21 protein-coding genes are annotated in these 24,749 nt (G+C 59.3%); 13 read left to right on the forward strand and 8 right to left on the reverse strand.

The annotated features are described in order from the left end of the window. Nucleotides 1–858, forward strand: coding sequence for an ABC transporter permease (locus tag BACI9J_RS06970; protein WP_201296529.1), 858 nt, complete (start codon nucleotides 1–3; stop codon nucleotides 856–858). Further along, nucleotides 859–1,590, forward strand: coding sequence for an ABC transporter ATP-binding protein (locus BACI9J_RS06975; protein WP_159733751.1), 732 nt, complete (start codon nucleotides 859–861; stop codon nucleotides 1,588–1,590). Nucleotides 1,591–1,793: 203 nt separating this feature from the next. On the opposite strand, the gene BACI9J_RS06980 is transcribed toward BACI9J_RS06975, so the two are convergent. The 8 genes from BACI9J_RS06980 to BACI9J_RS07015 form a co-directional block, all read right to left on the reverse strand. Continuing rightward, nucleotides 1,794–4,037 (reverse strand): hypothetical protein, encoded by a 2,244-nt coding sequence (locus BACI9J_RS06980; protein WP_159733752.1) that lies wholly within the window; start codon nucleotides 4,035–4,037, stop codon nucleotides 1,794–1,796. Nucleotides 4,038–4,130: 93 nt separating this feature from the next. Continuing rightward, a complete protein-coding gene (locus tag BACI9J_RS06985) occupies nucleotides 4,131–5,159 on the reverse strand; it encodes a lysylphosphatidylglycerol synthase domain-containing protein (RefSeq protein WP_159733753.1) in 1,029 nt (342 codons plus the stop codon). Further along, nucleotides 5,156–5,911, reverse strand: coding sequence for a glycosyltransferase (locus tag BACI9J_RS06990; protein ID WP_236558548.1), 756 nt, complete (start codon nucleotides 5,909–5,911; stop codon nucleotides 5,156–5,158). The genes BACI9J_RS06985 and BACI9J_RS06990 overlap by 4 nt, the downstream gene beginning before the upstream one ends. A gap of 213 nt (nucleotides 5,912–6,124) precedes the next feature. Next, the gene (locus BACI9J_RS06995; RefSeq protein WP_159733755.1) at nucleotides 6,125–9,208 is read right to left on the reverse strand and encodes a chitobiase/beta-hexosaminidase C-terminal domain-containing protein; all 3,084 of its coding nucleotides are present in this window, start codon (nucleotides 9,206–9,208) and stop codon (nucleotides 6,125–6,127) included. Then, nucleotides 9,208–9,735, reverse strand: coding sequence for a hypothetical protein (locus BACI9J_RS07000; protein WP_159736388.1), 528 nt, complete (start codon nucleotides 9,733–9,735; stop codon nucleotides 9,208–9,210). The genes BACI9J_RS06995 and BACI9J_RS07000 overlap by 1 nt, the downstream gene beginning before the upstream one ends. Nucleotides 9,736–9,819: 84 nt before the next feature. Further along, nucleotides 9,820–10,644, reverse strand: a complete 825-nt coding sequence (locus BACI9J_RS07005) for a hypothetical protein (protein WP_236558550.1) — start codon at nucleotides 10,642–10,644, stop codon at nucleotides 9,820–9,822. A 118-nt stretch (nucleotides 10,645–10,762) separates the two neighbouring features. Beyond that, nucleotides 10,763–12,109, reverse strand: a complete 1,347-nt coding sequence (locus BACI9J_RS07010) for a hypothetical protein (RefSeq protein WP_159733756.1) — start codon at nucleotides 12,107–12,109, stop codon at nucleotides 10,763–10,765. A 257-nt stretch (nucleotides 12,110–12,366) separates the two neighbouring features. Continuing rightward, the gene (locus tag BACI9J_RS07015; protein WP_236558552.1) at nucleotides 12,367–15,108 is read right to left on the reverse strand and encodes a GH25 family lysozyme; all 2,742 of its coding nucleotides are present in this window, start codon (nucleotides 15,106–15,108) and stop codon (nucleotides 12,367–12,369) included. A gap of 284 nt (nucleotides 15,109–15,392) precedes the next feature. Here BACI9J_RS07015 and BACI9J_RS07020 point away from each other — a divergent pair, with 284 nt between their 5' ends. From BACI9J_RS07020 to BACI9J_RS07070, 11 genes are all read left to right on the forward strand, one after another. Further along, nucleotides 15,393–16,616: a CpaF family protein gene (locus BACI9J_RS07020; protein ID WP_159733758.1), complete on the forward strand. Its 1,224-nt coding sequence runs from the start codon at nucleotides 15,393–15,395 to the stop codon at nucleotides 16,614–16,616. Further along, on the forward strand, nucleotides 16,616–17,470 hold the full coding sequence (locus BACI9J_RS07025; protein WP_159733759.1) for a type II secretion system F family protein: 855 nt from the start codon (nucleotides 16,616–16,618) through the stop codon (nucleotides 17,468–17,470). The genes BACI9J_RS07020 and BACI9J_RS07025 overlap by 1 nt, the downstream gene beginning before the upstream one ends. Beyond that, a complete protein-coding gene (locus BACI9J_RS07030) occupies nucleotides 17,467–18,408 on the forward strand; it encodes a type II secretion system F family protein (protein WP_159733760.1) in 942 nt (313 codons plus the stop codon). The genes BACI9J_RS07025 and BACI9J_RS07030 overlap by 4 nt, the downstream gene beginning before the upstream one ends. 82 nt (nucleotides 18,409–18,490) lie before the next feature. Then, a complete protein-coding gene (locus BACI9J_RS07035; RefSeq protein WP_159733761.1) occupies nucleotides 18,491–18,730 on the forward strand; it encodes a hypothetical protein in 240 nt (79 codons plus the stop codon). Nucleotides 18,731–18,738: 8 nt separating this feature from the next. Then, the gene (locus tag BACI9J_RS07040) at nucleotides 18,739–19,164 is read left to right on the forward strand and encodes a TadE family protein (protein WP_159733762.1); all 426 of its coding nucleotides are present in this window, start codon (nucleotides 18,739–18,741) and stop codon (nucleotides 19,162–19,164) included. Beyond that, nucleotides 19,145–19,681 carry a hypothetical protein gene (locus BACI9J_RS07045; RefSeq protein ID WP_159733763.1) on the forward strand — a complete coding sequence of 179 codons (537 nt, stop codon included), beginning with the start codon at nucleotides 19,145–19,147 and terminating at the stop codon, nucleotides 19,679–19,681. Before BACI9J_RS07040 ends, BACI9J_RS07045 begins: the two co-directional genes overlap by 20 nt. After that, nucleotides 19,678–20,133 (forward strand): pilus assembly protein TadG-related protein, encoded by a 456-nt coding sequence (locus BACI9J_RS07050; RefSeq protein ID WP_236558561.1) that lies wholly within the window; start codon nucleotides 19,678–19,680, stop codon nucleotides 20,131–20,133. The genes BACI9J_RS07045 and BACI9J_RS07050 overlap by 4 nt, the downstream gene beginning before the upstream one ends. 93 nt (nucleotides 20,134–20,226) lie before the next feature. Then, nucleotides 20,227–21,345 (forward strand): peptide chain release factor 2, encoded by a 1,119-nt coding sequence (gene prfB, locus BACI9J_RS07055; protein ID WP_159733764.1) that lies wholly within the window; start codon nucleotides 20,227–20,229, stop codon nucleotides 21,343–21,345. 187 nt (nucleotides 21,346–21,532) lie between these two features. Continuing rightward, on the forward strand, nucleotides 21,533–22,297 hold the full coding sequence (gene ftsE, locus BACI9J_RS07060; RefSeq protein WP_017198501.1) for a cell division ATP-binding protein FtsE: 765 nt from the start codon (nucleotides 21,533–21,535) through the stop codon (nucleotides 22,295–22,297). Then, nucleotides 22,294–23,208: a permease-like cell division protein FtsX gene (gene ftsX / locus BACI9J_RS07065; protein WP_159733765.1), complete on the forward strand. Its 915-nt coding sequence runs from the start codon at nucleotides 22,294–22,296 to the stop codon at nucleotides 23,206–23,208. Before ftsE ends, ftsX begins: the two co-directional genes overlap by 4 nt. Before the next feature lie 55 nt (nucleotides 23,209–23,263). Further along, complete coding sequence (locus BACI9J_RS07070; protein WP_159733766.1) at nucleotides 23,264–24,679, forward strand: M23 family metallopeptidase; 1,416 nt, start codon at nucleotides 23,264–23,266, stop codon at nucleotides 24,677–24,679. Nucleotides 24,680–24,749: the final 70 nt, after the last annotated feature.

Below are 24,749 nucleotides of genomic sequence, written 5' to 3' on the forward strand. Positions count from 1 at the left end.
ATGACAACTTCCACTGATACATATGCTGTTCCGGGTGTAGGTGCGGGGCTGCTGGACGTATATCGGCGCCGCTACCTCCTCAAATTGATAGTCCGTAAGGAACTCCGTGTAAGGTACCGGGGTTCTGTCCTCGGCCTTGCCTGGTCTTACGTCAAGCCGTTGGTTCAGTACGTTGTGCTGTTCTTTGCTTTGGGAATTGTCCTTCGCGTGGGGGACCAGATTCCCAATTACGCGCTGTACATGTTCTCCGGCGTCATCGTCATCAATTTCTTCTCGGAAGCGTTCTCAAACGCTACGAGGTCGATTGTGTCCAATGCTGCATTGGTCAAAAAGATCTACCTCCCAAGGGAATTGTTCCCGGTTGCTTCAGTGTGGGTGGCGGCAGTTCACTTCCTCCCGCAACTGGTGGTCTTGTTGGCTGCTGCTCTGCTGAACGGTTGGAAGCCGGACATCATGCAGCTCATTGGTGCTGCCTTGGGCTTCGTCATTGTGGCAGTGACGGCAACCGGTTTGGGCCTCCTCGCCGGGGCCATCAACGTCTTCTTCCGCGATGCTGAAAACATCGTCGACATGCTGATGATGATCGTCACATGGACGTCGCCCGTGCTCTATGACTGGACCATGATCCGCCGTCTGGCGCCCCCATGGGTGTTGGTCATCTATCAGCTCAACCCGATCACAGTAGCTGTGGAATTGTTTCACTGGGCCTTTTGGTACCCCACAGTGGATCGTCCGGTCGAACTGCCACCGCATCTGATGTGGACGGGACTTATCGGTCTCGGTATGGCAGCCCTGTTCCTTATCATCGGTCAGCTCGTCTTCCGACGACTTGAGGGCCATTTTGCGCAGGAGGTCTAGATGGGCGCCGCAATAATCGTCAAGGGCCTGAAGAAGACGTTCAATCTTCGCCATTCGCACTCCCTCAAGGAGACGCTTGTTTGGTTGGTGAAGGGGCGGAAAAGCGACCTTAGCAAGAAGTTCGATGCGCTCCATGATGTGAGTTTCGAAATTCAGCCGGGTGAAACCGTGGCTTTGTTGGGCTTCAATGGTTCAGGAAAATCAACGCTGTTGAAACTTATCTCCGGCGTTATCCTGCCGGATAAGGGAACAGTCCGCACTAAAGGTCGCGTGGCCGGCCTCATCGAGGTGGGAGCTGGTTTCCACCCTGACCTGTCCGGGCGTGAGAACGTGTTCCTCAACGCTGCGATCCTGGGAATGACTGAACAGGAAATTAACGAGAAGTTCGACGAAATTGTTGCCTTCTCCGAGATCGAGCAATTCATCGACACCGAAGTAAAGTTCTACTCTTCGGGCATGTTCCTGAGGCTGGCTTTTGCCGTAGCGGTCCACACGCAGCCGGATATCTTCCTTGTGGACGAGATTCTGGCCGTGGGCGACGAACCGTTCCAGAAGAAGTGCTTGGCCAAGATCAAACAGCTTTCGGCTGAGGGACGGACCCTGGTTGTGGTCAGCCACGATCTGGACATGATCTCCCGTATTTGCGACAGGGGAGTCGTCCTTGCTTCCGGTACGGTGCAGTTCGAAGGCCCGGCGGACGAGGCCGTAGCTTGGCTGCGCGACAGTAACTAAAGGATTTCACGCATCTGATCTGCAGGTCAGCCACAGGGCCGCCCCACGTCCTCTCCGGAGGATGTGGGGCGGCCCTTGTTGTATGTGAGGTGAAGTAGTCGGTCTGAAGCGTTTTAGCGGCTCCTTACAAAGAGAGCCTCCGTCCCCTGGCGGGACGGACGCTCTCTTATTTTGAAGACGCCTCCGGGTCCAGGCCGGCTTGGCTAGACAGAGACCTTATCGGCCGACTCCGGAATCGTGTGTTCTTCCGATGCCCTGACGCGACGTCGGCGAATGTAGTGGAATACAGTGAAGACCAGAATCCCCAACCACGCGACTGCTTGAGCGGCAAGGCCCATGGTGAGGCCCGGTGTCGTGAAGGTTATGTCCACTGATGTGGCACCAGCGGGTACGTCCACCAGAATTACTCCGGCCGGACCCTGCGTCAGCTTCTGTGGTTGGCCATCCACTGTGACGGTGTAACCTGGCCACGCGAGTCGGGCAAGGGTCAGCTTTCCTGCCGTACCGTCTCCGGAGAGGGTGATGTGTTCATCATTTCCCTTCCTTACCGCATCTTTGACAGAGAGACCTTTGGAGGCCCAGGAAACGGTGCCTGGGTAAGGCAGTGGGTTCTCCCGCTGAAGGATTGTCCTGGTCTCGTCCGAAGCCACTATGGACCAGCCCGGGGCTACGGTGAGTTGGTCCGGCGCGATCATCGTCTTTTGAACCGCCACGGTTTCCACTTGAAGGACATCGGCTAGGGTGACGTCGATTTCACCTGATGCCTGTTTGAAAAGTTCCGTGTAGGCGAGCGGGCAGGTCTCACCCCGGTAGTTCATGCACAGGGCATTGACGTACGTGGTGAAGCTGATTCCGCTGTAGCGGCCCATGCTGTTGTTGACGTCGGCATTGAGGATCTGGTTGCCATAGAGGAGGCGGCCCTCAGTGAATTCCTCACCGGTGATCTTCATGGTGTTGAAGATCTGAATGGTGTTGCCCCGGTAATTACTGGTGGATTCACGGAGCGTATCTGCGTCCACGGGCGAACCGATCCCGGCAACGGCGTTGTTGGGAACAAACTGCCTGGATTGCATTCCCAAAGTAGCGATCGTTCCCACCACCATCACCGCTGCGAGGCCTCGGTAGCCGAACCGTTTCCAGCCGAGAACGGCCAGCCCCACCAGAACGAGCGTCACGGCCAGAGTGAAGACTTGCCATTTGCCGCCACCGGGGACCATGGACCAGGCCCGGTAGGTTCCAAAACCAAGAATGGCAACGGTGATGAACAACCGTTTCTTCCAGGAACTGGTCTTCAGGCCAGCCGAGGCAACCACGGCGACGAGGACAATGACCCCAAGGTACACGTACTCGATAAGCCGGATCGGCCAGCGGAAGACGAGCACCTGCGAAGGGGCAAAGGTCAGGAGGAAATAGATTCCGGTGATGATGTAGATGCTGAAGATTTGGCGCGAGCGGTTCCGGAAGCTGCGGAAATCAAGCCAAGGAAGCAGCGGCAGGACGAACCATGCCAAATAGCTTGAGGGGACGTTGTCGATGGGAGCCCAGAAGTTATTGATTCGAGGCCTCATGGAGGATGTGCTCATTGTCAGCAGCGATGACATGTCCGGGGAAAGGAACAGGTCATTCAGAATTTCGTTCTGCTGGCGTACTGTCACTGCGGAACTGAGCGGCAACGGGAAGTAGACCAGAACTGCTGTAAGACCCACCAGTGCGCCGACGATGACAATTGGAATGAGGCGACGCCAGTGTCTCATCAGCATCAACTCGACGGCGACTGCTGCGAGGACCAGAATGACGCCGATGGCTCCGTACGGGTTTCCTGCAGTCATGGTGAGGAAGCCCAGCAGGAACGGCAGGAATGGCGAAGTGTTGCGACGAGCGTAGCGTCGGACTGACCACCAGAAGACGGTAATCCAGGCGAAAGCCATGAGACCGCCCGGCCAGCGCGCTGCTTCGTAGAAGAGCGTAAAGCCGCTGAAGGGGATGGCTACGCCGGCTGCCAGGGCAAGTGGCCGGTTGGAACCGTAATCACGGGCCAGCATGAACGTACCGAAAGCCAGCAAAGCGATGAACTGGACGATGATGAAGTAGCTCGCGAGAGACAGGTTCTCGAAGTTCGAAACAATAACTGAATTGACGATGTTGACCGGGTTGAAAATACCGTAGCCCACCTCCGCCACAATGTTGCCGCCCACCCAGCCGCCTGGCTCCATCAACGGGAATCGGCCGGAGCGTATTTCCTCGCCCATGTGCCGCCACAGTGGCAGGAAGGACTGCATCATGTCGTCCCAGTAGTAGAACGTGGGATTGAAGAGTCGGGGAATGATGGAGGCGACGGCTGCTATGGCGGCGGTGACGATGCCCCAGTGCCAATCGTGCTGCAAGAAGTAGCGCCTTCGGGCAACCGGCGGGCGCTGGGCGGTAGCCCCGGAAGTTCCTGCTGTCATGGTGTTGGCTTGCTCCTTAGCGCGCGGCATAAGTATGAAAATCTGCCCAAGGGCCTGCTTGGTTCACGGAAAGCCCGGGGGCAACCGGAACCGCTATTTGGTCTCGGAGATGGGCTCGGCGGGGGTCTTGGGGGCGGACTGTTGCCGCCAGCGGAAATGAACAAAGGCGATACCGACGCACAGGAGGTCCGCGATGGTGAACATGATGCGTGACAAGGCTGCGATGGCTGTAGCGGCGCCGGCGCTCATCATTCCGGCCAGGGCAAGAATGAGGATGGCTTCGCGGGCACCAACGCCGGCGGGAAGCAGGAATGCCAGTACACCCAATGTCATGCCAAGAGCCAACGCCCCGGTTAGCACCAGGAACGTTGCAAGGTCCAGGGTGGCCTCGTGGCCGACCAGGATCCACAAATGCAGGCCAAAGCACAGGTACATCAGAACGCCGAGGATGAAGGCCTTCACCATAGTGTTGGCTTGAATACGCTCAGGAAGCGGGGGGCGGCGGAAGACGCGCAGGACGATGTTGACCAGGAACGTCACAACGTTCGGGTTCATGGCCAGGATCACCACGGGAAGGATCACGTACAGCCACTGCAGATTGGGCTGCCGTTGGACCAGGATGGGAAGTGCCGATGCTCCAACAACCAGAGCTGCTCCAATGGTGATTCCGGTACTCACCAGCGATGCCACGAAGACCTGCGCACGTGCAATGCCATTTTTACGGCCAAGTTCCATCTGCAGCACGAATGCCCATACGGAACCGGGAAGGTATTTGCCGATTTGGCCGACGAGATAGATCTGGTTGAGCACCAATCCCTGGGGTTCGATGTCAACGGACCTCAACAGGCTCGCCATCACGACCCTCCACATGTACATCCCAAGAAGGACACCAGGGATGAGAGCCAGCAGGGACAGCAGAACCTGCCACCAGTGGAGGGCGAAAACCGTGGCCTGAACTTGTGGCCACTGGACAGCAATGAAATACACCGCGGCGGCGAACACGATCACCACGAGGGCGCGTCGTGCAAAGTCAACCAGCTTGGCCTTGGTGCTCTTTGGAGGCGGCTGTTCCTGATTGAGGCGATTCTCGTCCGAAGGTGTTTCTGCGATTGAGTCCGTCATGAGGCGCGCGTCCCCGCGCTGGGAGCCGCGGCGAACTCACGCCGACGGCGGCGCATGGCAACGAGTCCTTTGAACATCTTCACGACGTCGGCAGTCCGGATAGTGGTTTCGCCCGGCTCGTCATCGGGCGCCAGTGTGACGGGCACTTCAACGATCTTGAAGCCCTGCTTCTCAGCAGCGTAGACAACTTGGGTGCTGAAGAGGAACCCGGGGTCGTCAAAGCGGTCAACCATGCTTCTGAGCCACTCGCCATCGACAATGAGGGTCCCTTGGGAGTCTCCGATCTTGGATCCAAGGATTACTTGCCGCAGGGTTTTAAAGCCGAAGGTGGTAATGCCACGAATCGCACTTCGTTCAGTGATCGATTCCTTGTGGGCCTTTGAGCCGATAACAACGTGCGGTTTTGACGCCAGTTTTTTGTCTTCGTCGAGATCGTCCGTGCCGAAGGGGAGGTCGTCCGCCGTCAGGAGTACCCGGCGGCCGGAGCTGGCTTCGATGCCCCTGCGGTAGGCATTTCCCATGCCCTTTTGGCTCTGGAGAACCTGGAAAGTGACGTTGGGGGTGTCCACCGCGTGCTTGAGGGCGACCTCAAGTGTTTTGTCGGAAGAACCGTTCTCTACGATGATGATCTCGGAGGTGCCACTGGTTAAGTAGCCGGAAAGACGGGCCATTGTTGCCGCCAATATCCGTTCTCCGTTATAGACCGGGATCACAACGGAGAGATCCGGTTGGCCTGCCTGGTCGAAAGTCAAGACTCTCCTCGGTAGTTCGTGCCGACGAATTCTTGGACGCCAGCCGCAGCCCGCAACGCTGGTGTCACGAGTTCCTTGCAAACCCTCAGTCTAGTTCATTGTCGGATGCCTTCTGTGGAAAGGCAGAAGCTTCACCGCCGGTGGCAGACGAAAGGGGTGCACCGGATATTCTCCGATGCACCCCTCGAAACGGCAAGCTACGTCAGACCCTTGTTAGGGGAGTGAAGTGAATCCCTGCCATCCGTTGCCCACTTGGCTCCAAGCGAGCCAGCCGCCGGAACCGTTGCCGGGATAGAGCCACAGATTGCCACTGGCATCCCTGGCGAGCACATCGGCTTTGCCGTTGCCGTTGAAATCACCTGGTCCGAGCAGGGCCGTCATGCCGTTCCACCCGCTGCCGATCTGCGTGCGTGTACCCCAGCCACTGCTGCCGTTGCCGGGGTAGAGCCACAAAGCGCCCCCCGTATCGCGGGCAATAACGTCGGTCTTCGCATCGCCGTTGAAGTCTCCGGTGCTGAAGACGGCATTCATGACGTTCCACCCCGCTCCGACCTGGGTCCGACCAGCGCTGAACTTACCCGATCCATCGCCTTTGTACAGCCACAGCACTCCGGAAGCATCCCTGGCCAGGACATCGGATTTACCATCTCCGCTGAAGTCCCCTGGCGCCGCCACAGCTGTGAAGCCGCTCCAGCCGGAGCCGACAACCTCAGGAGATTGCCACCCGCCTGTACCGTTTCCCCTGAAGAGCCAGATCTGGCCGGATGCGTCCCTGGCTAGGACGTCGCTTCGTCCATCGCCGCTGAAGTCCCGCGTTGGAATGATCAGGTTGTAGTTGTTCCACGATGTTCCTGTGTTGACCTTGCCCAACCATCCGCCCGTACCGTTGCCCGGGTAGAGCCACAACGTACCTGCAGCGTCCCTGGCAAGGACGTCATTCTTGGCATCGGAGTTATAGTCCTTCCAGGTATTGGCCGGCGCCGCAGGCAGGGTGTAAGTCTGCGAGGCTACTGCGGACTGGTTTCCAGCAGCATCCACCGCGAAGTACTTGACCGTGGTGGTGGCCCCTGGAGTCACTGACACTGTTGTGGTCCCGGAAAGGCTGGAGACCGTTGGTGTGGAGTTGTCCGTGGTGTAGTAGATCTTCGCCCCGGACTCGGTGGTCAATGTGATTTTCTGACCAAGGGTGAGGTTTCCGCCCACAGGGCTTGCAGTGACCGTTGGAGCAACGTTGTCCAGCACGTACACCTGCGACTGAGGAGCGGAAACGTTGTTGGCTGCATCCACGGCAACGTACGTGATGGTCTTGCTACCCATGGTGATGGGACCGGTGTAGAGCGTACTTGCCGTAGTGGGAGTGGTGCCATTCTCCGTGTAGTAGATCTTGGCATCGGCCTCACTGGCTGTCAGCGCGACCTTGGTTGCAGGGCCGTACGTGCCGCCTACCGGATTGGCTGTCACAGTAGGTGCAGTGGTGTCAGCTACGAAGACTGTGAAGTTGACGCCTGCAACAGTGGTGTTGCCTGCAACGTCCCTGGCCTCTACCTCGAACCTGTTTGGTCCGTTCGCGATGTCCGCATAGACCTTCGGCGAAGTACATGCGGTGAAGGCATCAGTTCCCAAGCGGCAACGGAATCCCGCTACATCCGAGGATGTGGAGCTGAATTGGAACTGGTAGCCGGCTCCGACGGTGGCCCCGCTGGCCGGAGCCGTGATCGCCACCTGCGGTGCAGTCAGATCAGCTGTGACTGTCTGAGCAGTCACGGGGCTGACATTGCCTGCCTTGTCCGTGCTGCGGATCCGCAGAGTATGGGCACCCGCTGTGGTGAGCGTGAAAGTGTCACCAGGTACACAAACTTGGAAAGCGGCATCGGCAGTGGAGTCAACTGAACAGGTCAGCGTAGTTCCTGGCTCAAACGTGGCACCCAGGACAGGCTTGCCGTTGACCACCTGACCGCTGTTCGGAGCAGTGAAGACAGGTGCAGCGGGTGCAACGGTGTCCACTGTGAAGGTCCGTGAAACCGGAACTCCACCCGGGGCGGGCCTTACGGAGAAAGTCTGCAGTCCGTTGAGCAGTGCGGGGGAGGTATAGGTGCCGCCGGTGCAGTTAACCCATGTGCCGCCCATGGAACACTCCAAGGCACTTCCGGCCGGTTCCGCGGTGACAATAAATGTTGGAGTGGTGTCATTAGTGAACTCGAGGTTAGGAGCCTGTGCACCGTTTGCCAGCGTTGGGCCGGAAGTAATCTTGGCCACGGCGCCGCCGAGGATGCTGATGCTGCCCCGGCCGGTTCCCGGAGTCGTGCTCAACTGACCGGGATCATCGAGCACAAGCAACTGTCCGCCACGCATGCCCAGACCGCTGATCTTGGAGAATCCCAAGGCCCATTGGTTGTCCACTGCGCCGGTGCTGAGGTTAAGGCGCGAGACCTTGTCTGCACCCGCCGTAGTGCCGCTGCTCGTCCCCGTGTAAATAACATTGGCATCGTAGTCGTAGAAGATCGAGGACGCGACGCCCACGTTGTAGGAGGCCAATGGTACGTAGTCCGTCATTTCACCGTCGCCCGGGGCCGAGAATGCCCTGAGGCCAGTGGTTTCAAGGACATAGACGCTGGCATGTCCGTTGCTGTCCCAGCCCGCCGCAACAAGACCCAGTGCACGGGTGGCTACCGATGCGATGGATTCAATGCTTGGGTGCATGATGGTGGGGTCGACGATCTTGATGATTGAGCGCGCATTCGCGAACGACAAATAGATGTTTCCGTCCGGGCCGTCGGAAACTGCGTTCGGGCGGACATCGCCATCGAGGACTGTCAGCGTGCTGCTGTATTCGAAGAGGTCCAGCGGAGGGTTCCACACTGCCCGGACCAGATGTGAACTCCCAACAGCTGAGTCCGGAATGAAGACTGTTTCGTCTCCGTTGCCTACGGACCCAGGCGTCGGGTCAAGGACCACTGAGACTCCCGGAACCTTGGGGCCGGGGCCGGCTCCAGGCAAGCTTCCACCGAGGCACGTGTCCTGCTCAATGGTGCCCGCGTTTCCGTTGACTGCTTCAGACATTCGGCAGAATCCGGCAACACTGTCTGACACCCACATCCGGCCAATGGGGTCCAGGACGGTCCCCGCTGGTTTTGTAAGGCCTATCCCTATGATTTGTTTCTGTTGGTCCGCATGGGCAGGGGTGCTTGAAACGACCGCTGTCATACCTGCAACCGTCAGGAGAACCGCAGCGAGTGCCGTGATGACCTTGTGTCCGCGAAGCTGCCAACCGGCGTCGTGCGCTGTTTGCTGTTCCATTACGCCACTTCCTTCAGCCACTTGGTCAGGACTGCGGCTTGTGGTGCCATGGGCGCCAGCGTGAGTGCTCCCTTGACGATGGGAACGCCGCCAAGGCCGTAGAGTGCCGTATTGATGGTTGGGGGATTGTTTCTGGTGCAGGCTTTGATAATCGCCAGACAAATGTCATTGCGCGAGCCTGTTGCCCCGGCTTCCACGGCAACATTAACGGCGGCATTTTCTTCCGCCGCCAATACTTGGGGCTGTGGGCCGACATAAGTCACTACAACATCGGCGAATTTCTTGTATTGAGTGTTTGCCCAAACCTCTTCAAGGCTCGACAAGATGATGAGCGGATTTCCATTAACTCCGCGGCATTCGAATTGGTAGCGCTTTACTGGTTCGGGTCTTTCGACGCGTGGTTTGTCGGCATCGCCGGCATTCGTCACGCCCAGCTTGAATGGCTCAACATTTTCTACGACCTTGACCGAGCAGCCTGTAAGAACGAGACCGGCTAGGCCAAGCTGGACGACAACGCGTCTTGGCATGTCCACCGAGGGATCCCCACTTCATTCGGATGCTCCCCAGCTCCGCATGCAGTTGGATTTTCGCCCCAGCCGTTGCCGGCTGCATTACTCCATCTTCTCCCAAATTCCACATTTGTCACTAGTTAGGACGTCTTTTTCTTCAAGTATTATTCCGGATTGACCTTCGGCGGCCCCGCCGCTTGCCTTGATGCTGCCGTCGGAAGCCGACACTGACCATGTGCAGCCCTCGGGCGGGGTCTTCCGGAGATGAAACTTTCCAGGAACCAGGCCGCCGTTGGCCACGGTGTACTCACCGTCTCCAGCCCGTTCGCCGGATGCCCAGAGTCCGATGACTTTTCCCTGTGGCGCCCTGGGGCAAAGCTCGCTTGCGGCTTGGAGCATTTGCCGGCTGCTGCGTCCGAAAAGGTCGGAAGCTGCGTCGTCGCTGACGCGAGTGCACAACGTCAAGGCCATCAGGTAAGCGTCGAGGCCGTCGGATGGATTGATGCCAGGTTGTGCCACGGAGATGATCTTTGCCTCATCCTCCGTGGGTTCGAAGGGAAGGGGGCCTTCAAAGCTCGCGGTGCAGGAAGCCAACCGGACGTATTCCGTAGAAGCCCAGACCTCCGTAAGACTTGAAAAGGTAACGTCCGGAACAGCCGCGTTGAGGTTCGAACACACGTAAGAGAACCGGCCGGAGTCATCAGGGGCGCCGGCACCCTGACCGCTGCCATTGCCAGGGCTTGTCGGTTCAGTATCCGATGTTGCCGACGAGGATGGCGATGGGGTGGGAGTTGCCGATGCGGAGGTGCCCGGTGGTTCCGTGATTGGGGGTGTTGTGGTGCCGGAACACCCGGCAAGCAGCAGTATCAGCGCCGCAGCAGCGGGGTACAAGGTTCGCATGGTGACCTCCACCTCCATGGTTGTCATAACCGGAACGCCGGTCAATGAATTTGGCCGTGAATCAGGTATCGATCCCGCTACAAAACGGTGAAGGGCATCGTCGAAGGCCCTGCTCCGGGAGCAAGGCCTTCGATGGCGATGGTCCTCAGGCGAACATCGAGGTCAGGGTGTTGATGACTGTTGCTTCCACCCCGGAGGTTCCGCCCTGGAAATGACCGATGTGGCCATAGACAGTCATGGCGCCTCCGGCAATACCCGGGTGGTCAGGGTCCCATCCGCCCTCGTAGCTACCGCCGGCTGAATATGGCGGCAGGAATTGCGCGCTGGGCAAGTAGTAGCACGACTCGTTTCCGTAGCCGCCCACAATAACGCCATTCGCTCCGCCGTACTTTGCCCGGAAGTAGGCAGCGTAGCCGCTCACCAGCTCGCCTCCGACGATCCCGATCCTCAACTGAGGGCTCCCGCCGAACTTCCAGACCTGGAAGGGGCAGGTAACGGACGTTTGATAGCTGCCGCTATCAATTCGACCAATCATGACCTGGGCATGGCGACCGTACCAGGCGGGATTGCCATCCAGATTCGGCAGCCGGGACGCGTAAGCGGCGCGTACAGCCGCCATGTTCCCGGCCGTTGGCGTGATATCCAGCGGAATCTGGACTTCCTTGTAACTGGTCTGCAGGGGACTGCCGATTGCCCTTCCCGGTGTTTGCATGGCAACGTCAACAGCAGCACCCAATGTTGTGGCGTACTCGTCCCTCAGCTCCCAACTGGGCACGCCCATGGGATTTTGGTCTCCGCCCGCTCCCTGCAGGAACAAGGCAAAACATTCCGGGTTGTTGTTCTCGATGTAGTTACATGCTCCGGCGGGATAGTCGCCGTCGAAAAGTGTGCGCATGCCCGCTGCCACAGGGTGGCAGGCATAGTTGAATATCACTGCCGCGGCGTTCCCGTTGGACTTTCGAGCGACGATGACGGGAACGGTGTTCTCGAGATAGGGAAGTCCAACCCTGTTGTACGCAATGCTGGCTGTAGTGACCTTGTAGTCCAACGTGACCGGCGTCTGCGCAGCATCGAGCGCTTCACTTGCAGCTTCCACGAGGTCGTTTTCCAGGTGCTGGCTGTACGTCTCCACCATGGACAAGTCCGATAACCCATAACACATGAACGGGTGGAGAGTATCGATCACCACGGGCGCATTGTGGGTGTGGGTGGACTGGATCAGGATGTCTCCGTTTGACCAACCCGCCAGGGCAAGAATGCGTTGACGTGCCCGCTGGTGGATTGACCTGGGCAGGGCAAGAATGTCAACGCTCATGATCAGATTGGGGGACCCGTTTTCCCACAACACGATTGCCCGGGCCCATAGTGATTCGTAGGGTGCACTGCTGGTAGCCTCCCGGCCGCCATCGAGGGTTCCGTACCCCGCCATGTAGGGATTGACGTCAAGCGGCGGCGAAATGCTGACCTTGGCCGTTGAAACGGTAAACGCCATGAAAGATCACTCCTTGATTGTGCGCATTGGTGACCTTCGCTTGCCCCCAAACAAAGCCCGTTTCCCGAATGCGCTGAACAGCCAATACGTGAGACCACCTTCATTAGATCACGCAATCCTCTGATTTAAGCCAGTCCTCTGACTCAAACATTATTTGTTTCCTTTGCGGAGTTTTTGGCAAATACGAAAGGGCCCGCGCACTCCTTTTCGAAGTGTGCGGGCCCTTCCCTAATTCCATGCGTTGAGCCCTGCCTGGTCTAACTGGCGGGGGAGAGGATTTTCAGGCCGCCCCAGCCGGTGCCCACTTTGGCGGCAGTACCCCAGCTGCGATTCTGCCCCACCGGGTAATAGCGCAGATCGCCTCCGGTTGTCCGCGCCAGGATTCCGGTGGAACCCGTTCCGGCGAATCCTCCGATTGCTCCGAAGCTGTTGATGATGTTCCAGCCAACTCCTACGGTGTCGGCTGCCTCCTGGACGAATGCTCCGCTGCCATTGGATCTGTAGAGCACCAAATCGCCGGCGGCATTCTTGGCCAGGAGATCCATGTTGGAGTCCTTGTCGAAGTCCATCTGAATAATGCCCAATCCGGCCCAACCCGTTCCGATCTGAACACGCGATCCCAGGCCGGTGCCGGACGGGTTGCTGATGTGGAACAAGCGCCCTGAGGGGTCGTATCCCACAATGCTGGGCCTGGCGTCCGACTTCTTCCACGAACCCACTGTGAGCGTCCAGTCCTTCCAACCCGTACCGAGGCTGATCGGCGCCCCATAACCCCGGCCCTTGAAGCCCGGGTAGACGCTGAGTCGCCCATCGCTCCATTGCGCCAGGATGTCCAAGGCGCCGTCATCGTTCCAGTCCGTAAGGAAGCCTGCCTTCAAACCGGTCCATTGCGAGCCGATGAGTTCGGCAGGCAGCAAGGAGGTAGAACCTGATCCCGGGTAGCGGTACAGGTTGCCGTCTTGACGGGCAGCCACGACGTCCTGGATATCGACACCCAAGGTGGTTTCAACGTTGACGGGGGCACCGCTGATAACGTTCGCGTCATTCCATCCCACCCCTATGAGGAAGCGGTTGCCCCAGGTCCCGGACAAAGCAGGGTAGTAATAGAGGTCGCCGTTGGCTGTCCGGACTTGGAGCCCTTGCGAACCGGCGCCGTTGAAACCGGCCGCGGAGCTTACCGATGTCACGGTGGACCAGCCATTGCCTATCACCTGGCTCGGCTCGGAGAGGAAAGATCCCACCCCGTTGGAGCGGTAGAGGCGCATAATGCCATCATTTGTTCGGGAGACGATGTCTTGGTTTCCGTCGCCGTCGAAGTCCAGTTGGTTGAACTGGTGCCCCCCGAATCCTGTCCCGATCAACACGCCACCGCTGAGGGCGCCGGCCCCGGCATTCCTGTAGCGGTATAGGTTTCCGTCGCCGTCCTGACCGATAACACCGGGGTAGGCGTCTTTGGAGTTCCACCATCCAACAGTGAGCGACATCTCCTGCCAGCCGGTTCCCACCAGTAGGGGAGCGAGGAAGCCGCCTCCCGACGCTCCCCGGAAGACCTGGAGCGAGCCGTCAGGCCACTGGGCGAGGATGTCTTGGATTCCGTCCTGGTTCCAGTCAACGACGTGCACGGATTGCGCAGTTGCCCACCCCGAGCCAATGGCTACCGGTCCGGTGATGCGGCCCTGTCCGTCTGCGGGGAAGTTATCAAGGCGCCCCGAGGGCATGGCGGCGAGCACGTCGGCACCGGACCGGATGGAGGGACTGGAAGGGCGGGAGGCGCCTCGTGCAAAGGTTCGTAGCTGGTCATAGGTGCCGTTGAAGATGTTTGAATCACCTTCAAAGGGGCCGGTGCTGCTGTACTGCCACATGCTGTAGTTGCCCCAGCTGAGGGGCATGTCCCCGGGCGAATTCGTGGGGTTGTTCCAGTAGGAGGCGATCCACAGGGGATAGTTTCCGAAGGTGGAGTTGCCCACGCAGGTGTCCCACCAATCGGTGGTGCTGTAGATGACCGGGAAGCGGCCTGTGAGCGCCTTGACGGTGTTTCCGAAATCGGCTGCCCATTGCCCCAGCTGGGCTTTGGACATGTCATAGCACGTGTTGCCGAAGTAGAAGCCGTTGATGGTGCGTCCGGCATAGGGGTTGTATTCGATGTCCAGGACGGGCGGGAGCGTGTAACCGTCAGCCGACCACGCGCCCCCATTGGCCACGAAGTACTTGGCTTGATCCGCACCCGAGGACCAATTGGGGATCGCGAAGTGGTAGGCACCCCTGACCATCCCCACGTCCCGGGAGCCGTCGTACTGCTGGGTGTAGTTTTCGTTGAGGTAGTAGTTACCCTCGGATGCTTTGACGTAGGCCCAGCGGGAGCCCAGGTTCCATTGACTTTGCCAGTTGACGTTGCCTTGGTGGGCGCTGACATCCTGCCCTGCCACCCCGATGGTGGGGCGCCAATGACCCGTATCAGCCGCCATGGGGACCACGGATTTCACTGCTCCGCCGATCCCTTTGGCTCCGGACGCGGGTGAACTTGCCTTCTGTTGCTTGGCTGACAAGACTCTCGGCGATCGCTGGCCCATTTCAGCGCCACCGGCCGGAATGGCTGCCCGCATGGCTGCTTTCATGGCGTCGGCATCACTCGCAGTGCCAGGCGATGCCTGGGGCGTTGAGGGCTGGGCAACATCAGACCCCAGGGCCTTTGTGGATGGTGCAGGTGCGACCGTTGGGGAAGGTTCGACGGCGGGCAACGGCACTTGCTGGTTGGGCACCGACGTTTCGGTCGGCAACTCGCTGCCGGGGGTTGCCGTGCCGGGGCCGTTTCCGGCCGGACGCGGTCCTTCGGATGGCGGAATTTCCTGGGTGGCCGACTGTGGAGCCGGTTGCGGTCCGGAAGTCTGTGCCCATGCCGGCACTCCAAGGCAACTGCCCCCCACCAAGGCGATAGTAAGCGCCAGGGCTGCGCGTGCCAGTGGGATGCGGTGGGCCGGGTCCATCGAATTAGTTTTCATTTTCACATCCGGCCCTGTACCGCGGCTCAGCGGCGCATGGTGTGGCTTGCGGACAAGCTCCGGGGCGGGCGCTTGCGCATGAGACCAAAGGCCAGCTCCTAACGGGCTTTACCCTAACATTCCGGGACTGGAGTGACTAGAGGGATGAACGATACTGATGTGACAGATGATGAGACTTATCCACATGTGTTTCCCAGCAACTTGAGGCACCGAATCCGCTCGCCTAGCGTGAGGAACTCGAGATGCACCTCTCGTTTAAGTGCTCGTGATCATCGGGGAAAGATGTGGATGCTGTAGAAATCGTCGAGGGAGAAGTCCGCGAACTCATCCGACGCCGCGGTCTGGATCCCCTGGAACAGGCAAAGGATGTGCGGCTCCTGGTGGATGCTGCAGTCAACGACTACGACGAACGGGCATTGTTGGGCCCGCTGCCTTCGCTTGGACACCTGGAGGCCGCCCGGCAGCACATTTTTGATGCTGTAGCAGGATTCGGTCCCCTGCAGCCGCTCTTGGATGATCCCGGCATAGAAGAGGTATGGATCAACGCGCCGCATGAAATCTATGTGGCCCGCAACGGTGAATCCGAGTTGACGGCCATATGTCTCACTGAGCAGCAGGTACGTGACCTCGTGGAAAGGATGCTCAAGAGCTCAGGGCGCCGTGTGGACGTCTCGTCCCCCTTCGTTGATGCGGCCCTTCCGGACGGCTCAAGGCTGCACGTGGCTATCCCGGACATCACCCGGAAGCACTGGGCTGTCAACATCAGGAAATTCAACGCCAGAGCAAGCCGCCTCGAACACCTGGTGGAACTCGGGAGCCTGACGCCCCAGGCCGCCAGATTCCTTGGGGCCTCGGTAGCCAGCGGACTCAACATTCTGGTCTCAGGCGCAACCCAAGCGGGAAAGACCACCATGCTCAACTGCCTGGCTTCAAGCATTGGCTCCCGTGAACGCGTCATTACTGTAGAGGAGATCTTTGAACTACAGCTGCCTTTGCGTGACGTGGTGGGCCTGCAATGCCGTCAACCCAATCTCGAAGGTGAAGGCGGGATTCCCCTGCGGCGACTTGTCAAGGAAGCACTTCGGATGCGTCCGGATCGGCTCATAGTGGGAGAGGTTCGCGAGGCGGAAAGCCTGGACATGCTCATTGCCCTGAACTCGGGCTTGCCCGGGATGTGTACAGTACACGCCAACTCTGCCCACGACGCCGTCACTAAGATCTGCACCCTCCCGCTCTTGGCAGGGGCAAATATTTCGAGTGCTTTCGTAGTGCCCACCGTCGCATCGTGCATTGACCTCGTAGTGCATTGCGGGCGGAACTCAACGGGACGCAGGCAGGTGACCGAGATCCTGTCCTTGGGACGCAGGGTAGAGAACGGGATCATCGAATCCTCAGGCGTTTTCGGAATGGTCTCGGGGCAGCTCCAACCCAGAGCCAATTCCATGCCCGCAGCGGACAAGTTTGCCCGGGCAGGTTTTGATGTGGCGGCCCTCCTGGAGTTGAACTGATGGCGCCGCTCTTGGGGATCGTCGGTGGTTTAGGAGTGTTTCTCGTGTGGTGGTCCGCATGGGTCCAGCCACCCTCTGAACCTAAGACGAAGAGGCCCCGTCGCTTGGACCTTCTCCTGATGTCAGCAGGAATCGAGAAAGTCTCCGGTGGCGGGCTCATTGCCACCTGTGGCGGTTGTGGACTCTTTGCGCTGCTTGCGTTCTATGTAGTGACAGGGTCCCCGCCGGTTTCACTGTGTTTTGCAATTTTCGGTTCCTGGGTTCCTTTTGCCACGGTGCGATGGCGGGCACGGAAACGGAGGAACGCGCTTCGGCAACTGTGGCCGGATGTAGTGGACCATTTGCGCTCGGCGATCCGTGCAGGCCTCGCACTTCCGGAAGCCCTGATCCAGCTGGGACATAACGGACCCGAAGAATTAAGGGAATTGTTCCTCGATTTCGGGGCTGACTACAGAGCTGCGGGTAATTTTGAGGCTGCGGTGAACAAACTGAAAGATCGCCTCGCTGATCCCGTGGCCGACCGCATAATAGAGGCTTTGCGAATGACCCGCGAAGTGGGTGGCTCCGACCTTGGACGAATGTTGGGGACTCTGTCGGGCTTCCTTCGTGATAGCGCTCGGACGCGCAGCGAGCTTGAAGCCCGGCAGTCTTGGACCATCAATGCCGCCCGGCTTGCCGTAGCTGCGCCCTGGATTGTTTTGGTGGTCATGGCCAGCAGGCCTGAAGCCATGCTCGCTTTCAACTCCGGCACTGGCGCCATGGTGTTGCTTGGAGGCCTCCTGGTCTCCGTTTTCTGCTACTCCGTGATGCTCCGCGTCGGTGCACTGCCAGAGGACGAGCGGGTGTTTGGATGAACACGACAACCGCTTTCGCCGTGCTGTGCGGACTGTTTCTGGGTGCCGGATGCTGGTTGATTCTGGTGAGGCTGCCCTTCATGCGGGCAACAAGATTCTCCGATCGGATCGAACCACAGTTGAAGTCGCAGAACCTGGAATCCCGCCTTCTTCGCGGACCCACGCACAATCTCACGCCGTTCGGACCCTTGGAGCGAATTCTTCGACCCATAATTCGCGATGCACTTTCCTCCATGTACCGCTTGAACGTGGGTTCCACGGCCCTTGCGAAGCGACTGGCCCGTGCCGGTTCGACAAAATCCACGCTGGACTTCCGGGCCGAGCAGCTCCTTTGGGCTGGTATCGCCTTTGTGATTGCGGTCCTCGTTGTTGTCGCTGGTGTCAGCGCAGGCAACTTCAGCCCCACCGTGTCATTCATTGCAGTCATTGGAAGCGCTTTGGGCGGCTATTTGCTTCGCGACTATCTGTTGGGGCAGACGATCAAACGGCGGGAATCGAGGATGCTGTCTGAGTTTCCCAGCCTCGCGGAATTAATGGCGCTCGCTGTGGCTGCGGGGGAGAGCGCAATGGGCGCCATGGATAGGGTGAGCCGCAGTTCCAACGGCGAGCTATCCGGTGAGTTCGCCACCATCCTGGCGGATACGCGATCCGGAAAGCCGCTCACGGAATCGCTCCAGGCGTTCTCTTCCAGGGCGGAACTGCCACCCTTGGTCAGGTTCATCGATGGTCTGGTGGTGGCGGTGGAGCGCGGAACGCCCCTGGCAGAGGTCCTCCGGGCGCAGGCGGCGGACGTCCGCGACGCCGCCCAGCGCGACCTGATGGAGTCCGCGGGCCGAAAAGAAATTGCCATGATGGTGCCCCTCGTCTTCGGCGTGCTCCCCCTGACGGTCGTTTTTGCCGCTTTTCCTGCCATCGCTGCTTTGGAAATGAGCCTTTAACATCCCAGCCTCCGATCCACGCGCCAGTCCATTCACCAACCACGCCAACCCGGCGCCGTCTGAAAGTACATTAGGGAAAAACATGAAACGAAGTGTTAAGAAACCGTCCACTGTCTCCATCCTGCTCCTCTGCTCTTCTTGGATGTTCGTGGTGGCAGTCCGGAAGGTGTTGCCCCCGCTGGATGACCGCGAGCGTGGCGACGTACCCGGCTGGGTGATGATTACACTCATGTCCGCCATCCTCGTAGCCGGACTACTTGCCATCGCCACACCGGCCTTGAGCGACCTGTTTAATCAGGCAATGACCAAGGTAGGCAACTAGGACGCGGGATGAAGAACCATACCTGGATCGCCCACCACCGTCCCGGTTTGGTGGCGGAAGGAACGGCGAACGAGCGCGGATCCGCGGTGGTCGACTTCGTGTTGGTCGGTGCATTGCTGACCTTGTTCTTCATGTCGATTGTTCAACTCATGCTGGTCCTGCACGTTCGGAACACACTCATTGATGCAGCCGCTTCCGGGGCGCGTTACGGAACGCTGTCGGACCGCACGTTGATGGATGCCCGGGCCAGGACTGCTGAGTTGATCGGTGATGCGTTGAATGATGATTTTGCCCGCGACGTCACGTCGACTGAAGTCACCATTGATGGGCTCCGAACCTTGGAAGTGACAGTGAGGGCCCCTTTGCCGGTTCTTGGTCTTATTGGCCCCGGTAAAATACTGGAGGTCAAAGGGCATGCAGATCTCCGGGGCTGATATGTCCGAGGCTCGGCTGAACGCTCTTCGGCAAAGGGTGCGCGAAGCCCTGTGCTTGCCTGCCAGGCCTCCGGGCAAAGAGCATGTCGGGATTGCAGGTTCCGGAGCGCAACAGGGCAGTGCCGTCGTGGAATTCACGTTTCTCGCAGTGCTGCTCATGGTTCCCGTGGTCTATTTCGTGGTAACTGTAGGCCAGATTCAAGGGGGTTCATTTGCGGTGGTGGGTGCTGCTGACCAAGCAGCAAAAGTCTTCGTGACTCAATCGGACCCGGCCAGCGCAAGGATTGCGGCGGAGCGCAGCGTGCTGGTTGCCCTTAAGGACTACGGTCATTCACCTGAGTCCACCAGCGTGACCATCACATGTGACCGTGCGGGCTGTTTGTCGGCCGGTACAACAGTGACTGTAACGGTGCAGTTGGACGTTTCGTTGCCGATGATGCCGTTGGGCGACTCACTGAACTTGAAGGCAAGCCGGCTCAGTGCCTCTGCATCGCAGGTTGTGGGGCGTTACCAGTGACCAGTTCGGCATCGAAGGGCGCGCCGCGGGAAGAAGGCCAAATAACGGTTCTCATTGTTGGCTTCGTGCTCTTGGCCCTCCTTCTCGCTTCAGTGGTGATGGCTGCTTCAGCGGTGTATCTGGAGCACAAGAAACTGCTGTCCCTGGCGGACGGAGCGGCGCTGGCAGCTGTGGATTCCTACACGGTGGGGGACATCGGTGGAGGCAATCTCCCGTCCACATCATTGGTGGACGCGAGAGTGTTGGCCGCTGCAAATTCTTATCTCCAAGCCATCAGCGCCTCTTCACGCCATGATCATCTGAGTGTGGCGGGAGGTACGGGCAGCGAGCCCGGCGGCACAGCCGTCGTGGTCCTCACCGCAGTGGTGCACCCGCCTGTGGTCAGTTTTCTGCTGCCGGATGGGATTCTCATCGAGGCGAAGGCCACGGCCCGATCCCGTTTGATCCAATAATGATCCGTATGGGCAGGCCGTGCGGGAGTAACCTTTGGGCCGGGAGTGGGGAGCCCTCAGGGAGTGCAAGGGATAGCGTACGCTGGGATGATCATGGCTGAAATTGATTTTCCCGCGGAAATCCGCGCACTTCGAGCAACGTACAGCTCAATCGAGAACGTCACCGATGTTGATGCCTTAAAGGCTGAGATAGCCGAGTTGAGCGAGCAGGCCGGTGCTCCGGACCTCTGGGACGATCCCGCTTCCGCTCAGGTAATCACGTCGCGTTTGTCGCACAGGCAATCGGAAGTAGAGCGCCTGTCCAGGCTTGCTTCCCGGATTGACGATCTCGAAGTCTTGGTGGAACTCGGCCAGGACGAGGGCGATGAGGATTCCATGGCCGAAGCGGCCAAAGAACTTTCCTCCATCCGCAAAGCGCTGGCGGAGCTTGAAATAACAACGCTGTTGTCCGGCGAGTATGACGAGCGCGAGGCCGTTGTTACCATCAGGGCCGGAGCCGGGGGCGTGGATGCTGCCGACTTCGCCGAGATGTTGATGAGGATGTACCTGCGGTGGGCAGAACGCCATGGCTATCCGACCACCGTCATGGATACCTCCTACGCTGAAGAAGCAGGCTTGAAATCGGCCACCTTCGAAGTGAAGGCGCCCTACGCCTTCGGCACCTTGAGCGTCGAAGCCGGCACGCACCGTCTGGTTCGCATCAGTCCTTTCGATAACCAGGGGCGCCGCCAGACATCCTTCGCAGCAGTGGAAGTCATCCCCCTGATCGAGCAGACTGACTCGATCGAAATTCCGGACAACGAAATCCGCGTCGATGTCTTCCGTTCCTCCGGCCCGGGCGGCCAGTCCGTTAACACCACCGACTCCGCAGTAAGGTTGACGCACATTCCTACGGGCATTGTGGTCTCCATGCAAAATGAAAAATCGCAGCTTCAAAACCGGGCGGCCGCCATGCGTGTGCTCCAGTCGAGATTGCTGCTGGTTAAGAAGGAACAACAGGACGCCGAAAAGAAGGCGCTTGCCGGAGACGTTAAGGCGTCCTGGGGCGACCAGATGCGCTCCTACGTCCTTAATCCCTACCAAATGGTCAAGGATTTGCGGACGGAGCACGAAGTCGGCAACACCTCCGCAGTCCTTGACGGCGATATTGATGACTTCATCGACGCCGGCATCCGTTGGCGTACGGGCAACCGAAACGCCGCAGCCAACTAGGAGCCGGCGGCATGTCGCGGCACACATAAGCGTTCGGATTCCGCGACACGCCTCTGAAAGCTGCCGGATCACAACTGCCCCATGCGTATAGTCGAGTGGCCGGTGCTCTCACTTCCCCCATCGAAAGCCCGCGCTCCGGCTGTTGGACTGGGCGGCTACGTCATGTCCGGCGGGGTACTAAAGGGCCATGATCAGATTTGAGAATGTCACCAAGGTCTACGAGCAGAATGCCCGACCGGCGCTCGATTCTGTGAGCCTTGAGATCAACCGCGGCGAATTCACCTTCCTGGTGGGCGCCTCAGGCTCGGGCAAGTCCACCTTCCTTCGGTTGATCCTAAAAGAGGACAAAGCCTCGTCCGGCTCTGTGTATGTCGCCGGCCAGAACGTTGCCAACATATCGAGCTGGCGTGTCCCGAAGCTTCGGCGCGGTATCGGCGTTGTCTTCCAGGACTTCAGGTTGCTCCCGCAGAAAAACGTCTTTGCGAATGTCGCTTTCGCCATGCAGGTGATTGGCAAGAGCCGCTCCATAATTCGGGAGACGGTGCCGGAGGTCTTGAAGACAGTTGGCCTGGAGGGCAAGGAACGCCGTATGCCCCATGAACTTTCCGGTGGTGAGCAGCAGCGCGTGGCGATCGCCCGCGCCGTCGTAAATCGTCCCGGTATTTTGCTGGCGGACGAACCGACCGGAAACCTGGACCCCATTACCTCGATGGGAATCATGGGAGTCCTGGACAAGATCAACCAGAACGGCACCACGGTAGTCATGGCAACCCACGACGACGACATCGTCAATGAGATGCGCCGCCGGGTGGTGGAACTCAAGAACGGCAAGGTTATTCGCGACGAAGCGAAGGCGCTGTACACCTCGATGATTCCGGTGGTTGGCGAGTCGCGCCGGTTGAGGGACGCCAGCGGCGAGGAGCTCAACCGCGCGCAGGGGGCACAGCTGTGAGGCTTTTGTTTATTCTGGGGGAAATCGGCAGTGGCCTGCGCCGGAACCTCTCCATGGTTATCTCTGTGGTTCTGGTAACTTTTGTTTCCCTGACGTTTGTTGGTGCGGCAGGAATGTTGCAGATGCAGATCAACCAGATGAAGGGCTTTTGGTACGACAAAGTCCAGGTGGCGGTCTTCCTCTGCAATGACGGTTCGACGGCGGTTGGCTGTGCGTCGGGCTCGGCCACCAAGGAGCAGCAGGCAAACCTTCAGGCGATGCTCGAATCCCCGGCGGTCAAGCCGTACATCAACGATTTCCAGTTTGAGTCCCAAGCTGAGGCGTACACGCATTTCAAGGAGCAGTTCTCCAACTCGCCGATAGTGGATTCCGTCTCTGAAGACCAACTGCCGGCTTCCTTCCGGATCAACATGAAGAACCCGGAGAAGTACGAAATCATCAGCGAGACCTTTTCCTCGCAACCCGGAGTTGAGACCGTCAGCGACCAACGGCAGGTGTTGGAACGCATCTTCTCCTGGATGAACGGAGCATCGGTTGCGGCCATAGGCGTGGCAGCGGTGATGATCTTCTGCGCGGTCCTGCTGATCACCACCACCATCCGGCTCTCAGCGTTCAGCCGACGGCGGGAAACGGGCATCATGCGGCTTGTGGGCGCATCAAAGATGGTGATCCAATTGCCGTTCATCCTCGAAGGAGTCATTGCTGCCGTTGTGGGGGCGCTGCTGGCCTCGGTCACTCTCTGGCTCATGGCGCACTTCTGGCTCAACGGTGATTTGTCGCGGCAGTTCCTGAACACGCCGTTCATCTCTTCCACCCAAGTGCTGGTGATAGCCCCGGTGCTGATTGCACTCGGTGCCGGTCTGGCTGGTATATCTTCGCTGTTGACCCTCCGGCGTTATCTGAAGGTGTAGCCGTGGACGCCCGGATTGAAACAACTGCCAAGACAACAAGCGAAAAGGACTCCTGATGACCACGTTGGACCCGAACCCCCTGCGCCGGCGTTTCGCGTCCGGCCATGCCCGGTTTTTGGGGGCGGTTCTTGCGGTGGGCTTGGCAGTCAGTTTGCTGTCCGGTGCCCCGCCTGCAATGGCGGACAGCCTGGAGGACCAGCAAGCTGCCCTGGAAGCAGAAGCGGCCCGGGTTCAGGCCTCGCTGGAGTTTGTTGACTCCAATATAGCCAAGGCGGCAGGTGACTTGGTGATCTACCAGGGCCGCCTTCCCGGCGCCCAGCAAGCCCTGTTGGAGGCTCAGGGCCGGGTTGCGAGTGCGGTCAAGGAAGTCGAGGCGCTGGCTGCCAGGGTTGAGCTTGCCCAGCAGAACAAGGCCAAGATCACAGAGCAGCTGGAGAGTGATAAGCAAAAGATCACCGATACCAAGAAGCTGATCGGCCAGATCGCCTCCCAGGCATATAAGTCCGGTGGCGTGCCCACTAACATTGCTTTGTTGTTCGGATCGAGCGAGTCCGGCAGTCTGACTGAGTCCATGGATTTGGCTGATCAGGCCATGCGTAGCCAAAACGCGGCGATGACCAAACTCACTCAGCAGAACGCTACCAACGTGAACTCCCAGGCGAGGCTTGTAGCTGTTGAGGAAGAGATCCAGGACCTGAAGAGCAAGGCAGACGCCGCACTGGAGCGTGAGAAGTCGGCAAGGGACGAAGCTGCAAGCAAGAAAGCTGAAGTCGACAAGCTGATCGAGGACACCACCCGCCTGAACGGACAGCTGCAAGCGGCCAAGCCCGGCATCGAAGCCAACCTTGCCCGGGTGAAGGCGGAACAGAATACGGTTGCCGCTGAAATCGTTGAGAGGGACCGGAAGCTCAGGGAGGCCTGGGAAGCCGAGCAGCGTCGGATCGCTGAAGCGGCTGCGGCTGCGGCGGCAGCTGCGGCAGCCGCCCAAGGCAGGCCCGCACCCCCCGAGCCGCCGTATTCTCCTCCGCCCGCCGGTTCGCCGTCGGCGTTCGGTCTTCGTCATCCCTTCGCAAGCGCTGTCCCTATTACCTCCGGATTCGGCTGGCGGGCAACACCACCAGGCACCATTGATTTCTACGGCACCGGTGGATACATGCACACCGGGATCGACTTCGGGGCGGCATGCGGCACGCCTGTCTATGCAGCGGCGGCGGGCGAAGTCTTCAATTCGGGGTGGAACTCTGCCGACGGCGGTGGATGGCGAGTGAAGATTTCCCATGGCGTGGTCCAGGGAAACTCGCTGACCACCATCTACTACCACAACAGCAGCATTGTGGTAGCAAACGGCCAGCAGGTATCGGCGGGCCAACTCATCGCATACTCGGGCAGCACGGGTAACTCCACAGGGTGCCACGCACACTTCGAAACCTGGCTGAACAGTGCCGCAGTGGACCCCATGACCCTCCTCTAGGGTTCGGATGGCGCACGGAAGCCCCGCCGCGCTGGCGTACACTAGTTGAAATCCGCATCTAACAAGGAGT

This window comes from Arthrobacter sp. 9V, from assembly GCF_902506065.1.
Classification (GTDB): Bacteria; Actinomycetota; Actinomycetes; order Actinomycetales; family Micrococcaceae; genus Arthrobacter.

What these genes read in the sequence shown, in the direction of transcription:
- BACI9J_RS06970 (WP_201296529.1), top strand. Translation starts at nt 1, where the DNA reads ATGACAACTTCCACTGATACATATGCTGTTCCGGGTGTAGGTGCGGGG.
- BACI9J_RS06975 (WP_159733751.1), top strand. Translation starts at nt 859, where the DNA reads ATGGGCGCCGCAATAATCGTCAAGGGCCTGAAGAAGACGTTCAATCTT.
- BACI9J_RS06980 (WP_159733752.1), bottom strand. Translation starts at nt 4,037, where the DNA reads ATGACAGCAGGAACTTCCGGGGCTACCGCCCAGCGCCCGCCGGTTGCC.
- BACI9J_RS06985 (WP_159733753.1), bottom strand. Translation starts at nt 5,159, where the DNA reads ATGACGGACTCAATCGCAGAAACACCTTCGGACGAGAATCGCCTCAAT.
- BACI9J_RS06995 (WP_159733755.1), bottom strand. Translation starts at nt 9,208, where the DNA reads ATGGAACAGCAAACAGCGCACGACGCCGGTTGGCAGCTTCGCGGACAC.
- BACI9J_RS07000 (WP_159736388.1), bottom strand. Translation starts at nt 9,735, where the DNA reads ATGCCAAGACGCGTTGTCGTCCAGCTTGGCCTAGCCGGTCTCGTTCTT.
- BACI9J_RS07005 (WP_236558550.1), bottom strand. Translation starts at nt 10,644, where the DNA reads ATGACAACCATGGAGGTGGAGGTCACCATGCGAACCTTGTACCCCGCT.
- BACI9J_RS07010 (WP_159733756.1), bottom strand. Translation starts at nt 12,109, where the DNA reads ATGGCGTTTACCGTTTCAACGGCCAAGGTCAGCATTTCGCCGCCGCTT.
- BACI9J_RS07015 (WP_236558552.1), bottom strand. Translation starts at nt 15,108, where the DNA reads ATGAAAACTAATTCGATGGACCCGGCCCACCGCATCCCACTGGCACGC.
- BACI9J_RS07025 (WP_159733759.1), top strand. Translation starts at nt 16,616, where the DNA reads ATGGCGCCGCTCTTGGGGATCGTCGGTGGTTTAGGAGTGTTTCTCGTG.
- BACI9J_RS07030 (WP_159733760.1), top strand. Translation starts at nt 17,467, where the DNA reads ATGAACACGACAACCGCTTTCGCCGTGCTGTGCGGACTGTTTCTGGGT.
- BACI9J_RS07035 (WP_159733761.1), top strand. Translation starts at nt 18,491, where the DNA reads ATGAAACGAAGTGTTAAGAAACCGTCCACTGTCTCCATCCTGCTCCTC.
- BACI9J_RS07040 (WP_159733762.1), top strand. Translation starts at nt 18,739, where the DNA reads ATGAAGAACCATACCTGGATCGCCCACCACCGTCCCGGTTTGGTGGCG.
- BACI9J_RS07045 (WP_159733763.1), top strand. Translation starts at nt 19,145, where the DNA reads ATGCAGATCTCCGGGGCTGATATGTCCGAGGCTCGGCTGAACGCTCTT.
- prfB (WP_159733764.1), top strand. Translation starts at nt 20,227, where the DNA reads ATGGCTGAAATTGATTTTCCCGCGGAAATCCGCGCACTTCGAGCAACG.
- ftsE (WP_017198501.1), top strand. Translation starts at nt 21,533, where the DNA reads ATGATCAGATTTGAGAATGTCACCAAGGTCTACGAGCAGAATGCCCGA.
- BACI9J_RS07070 (WP_159733766.1), top strand. Translation starts at nt 23,264, where the DNA reads ATGACCACGTTGGACCCGAACCCCCTGCGCCGGCGTTTCGCGTCCGGC.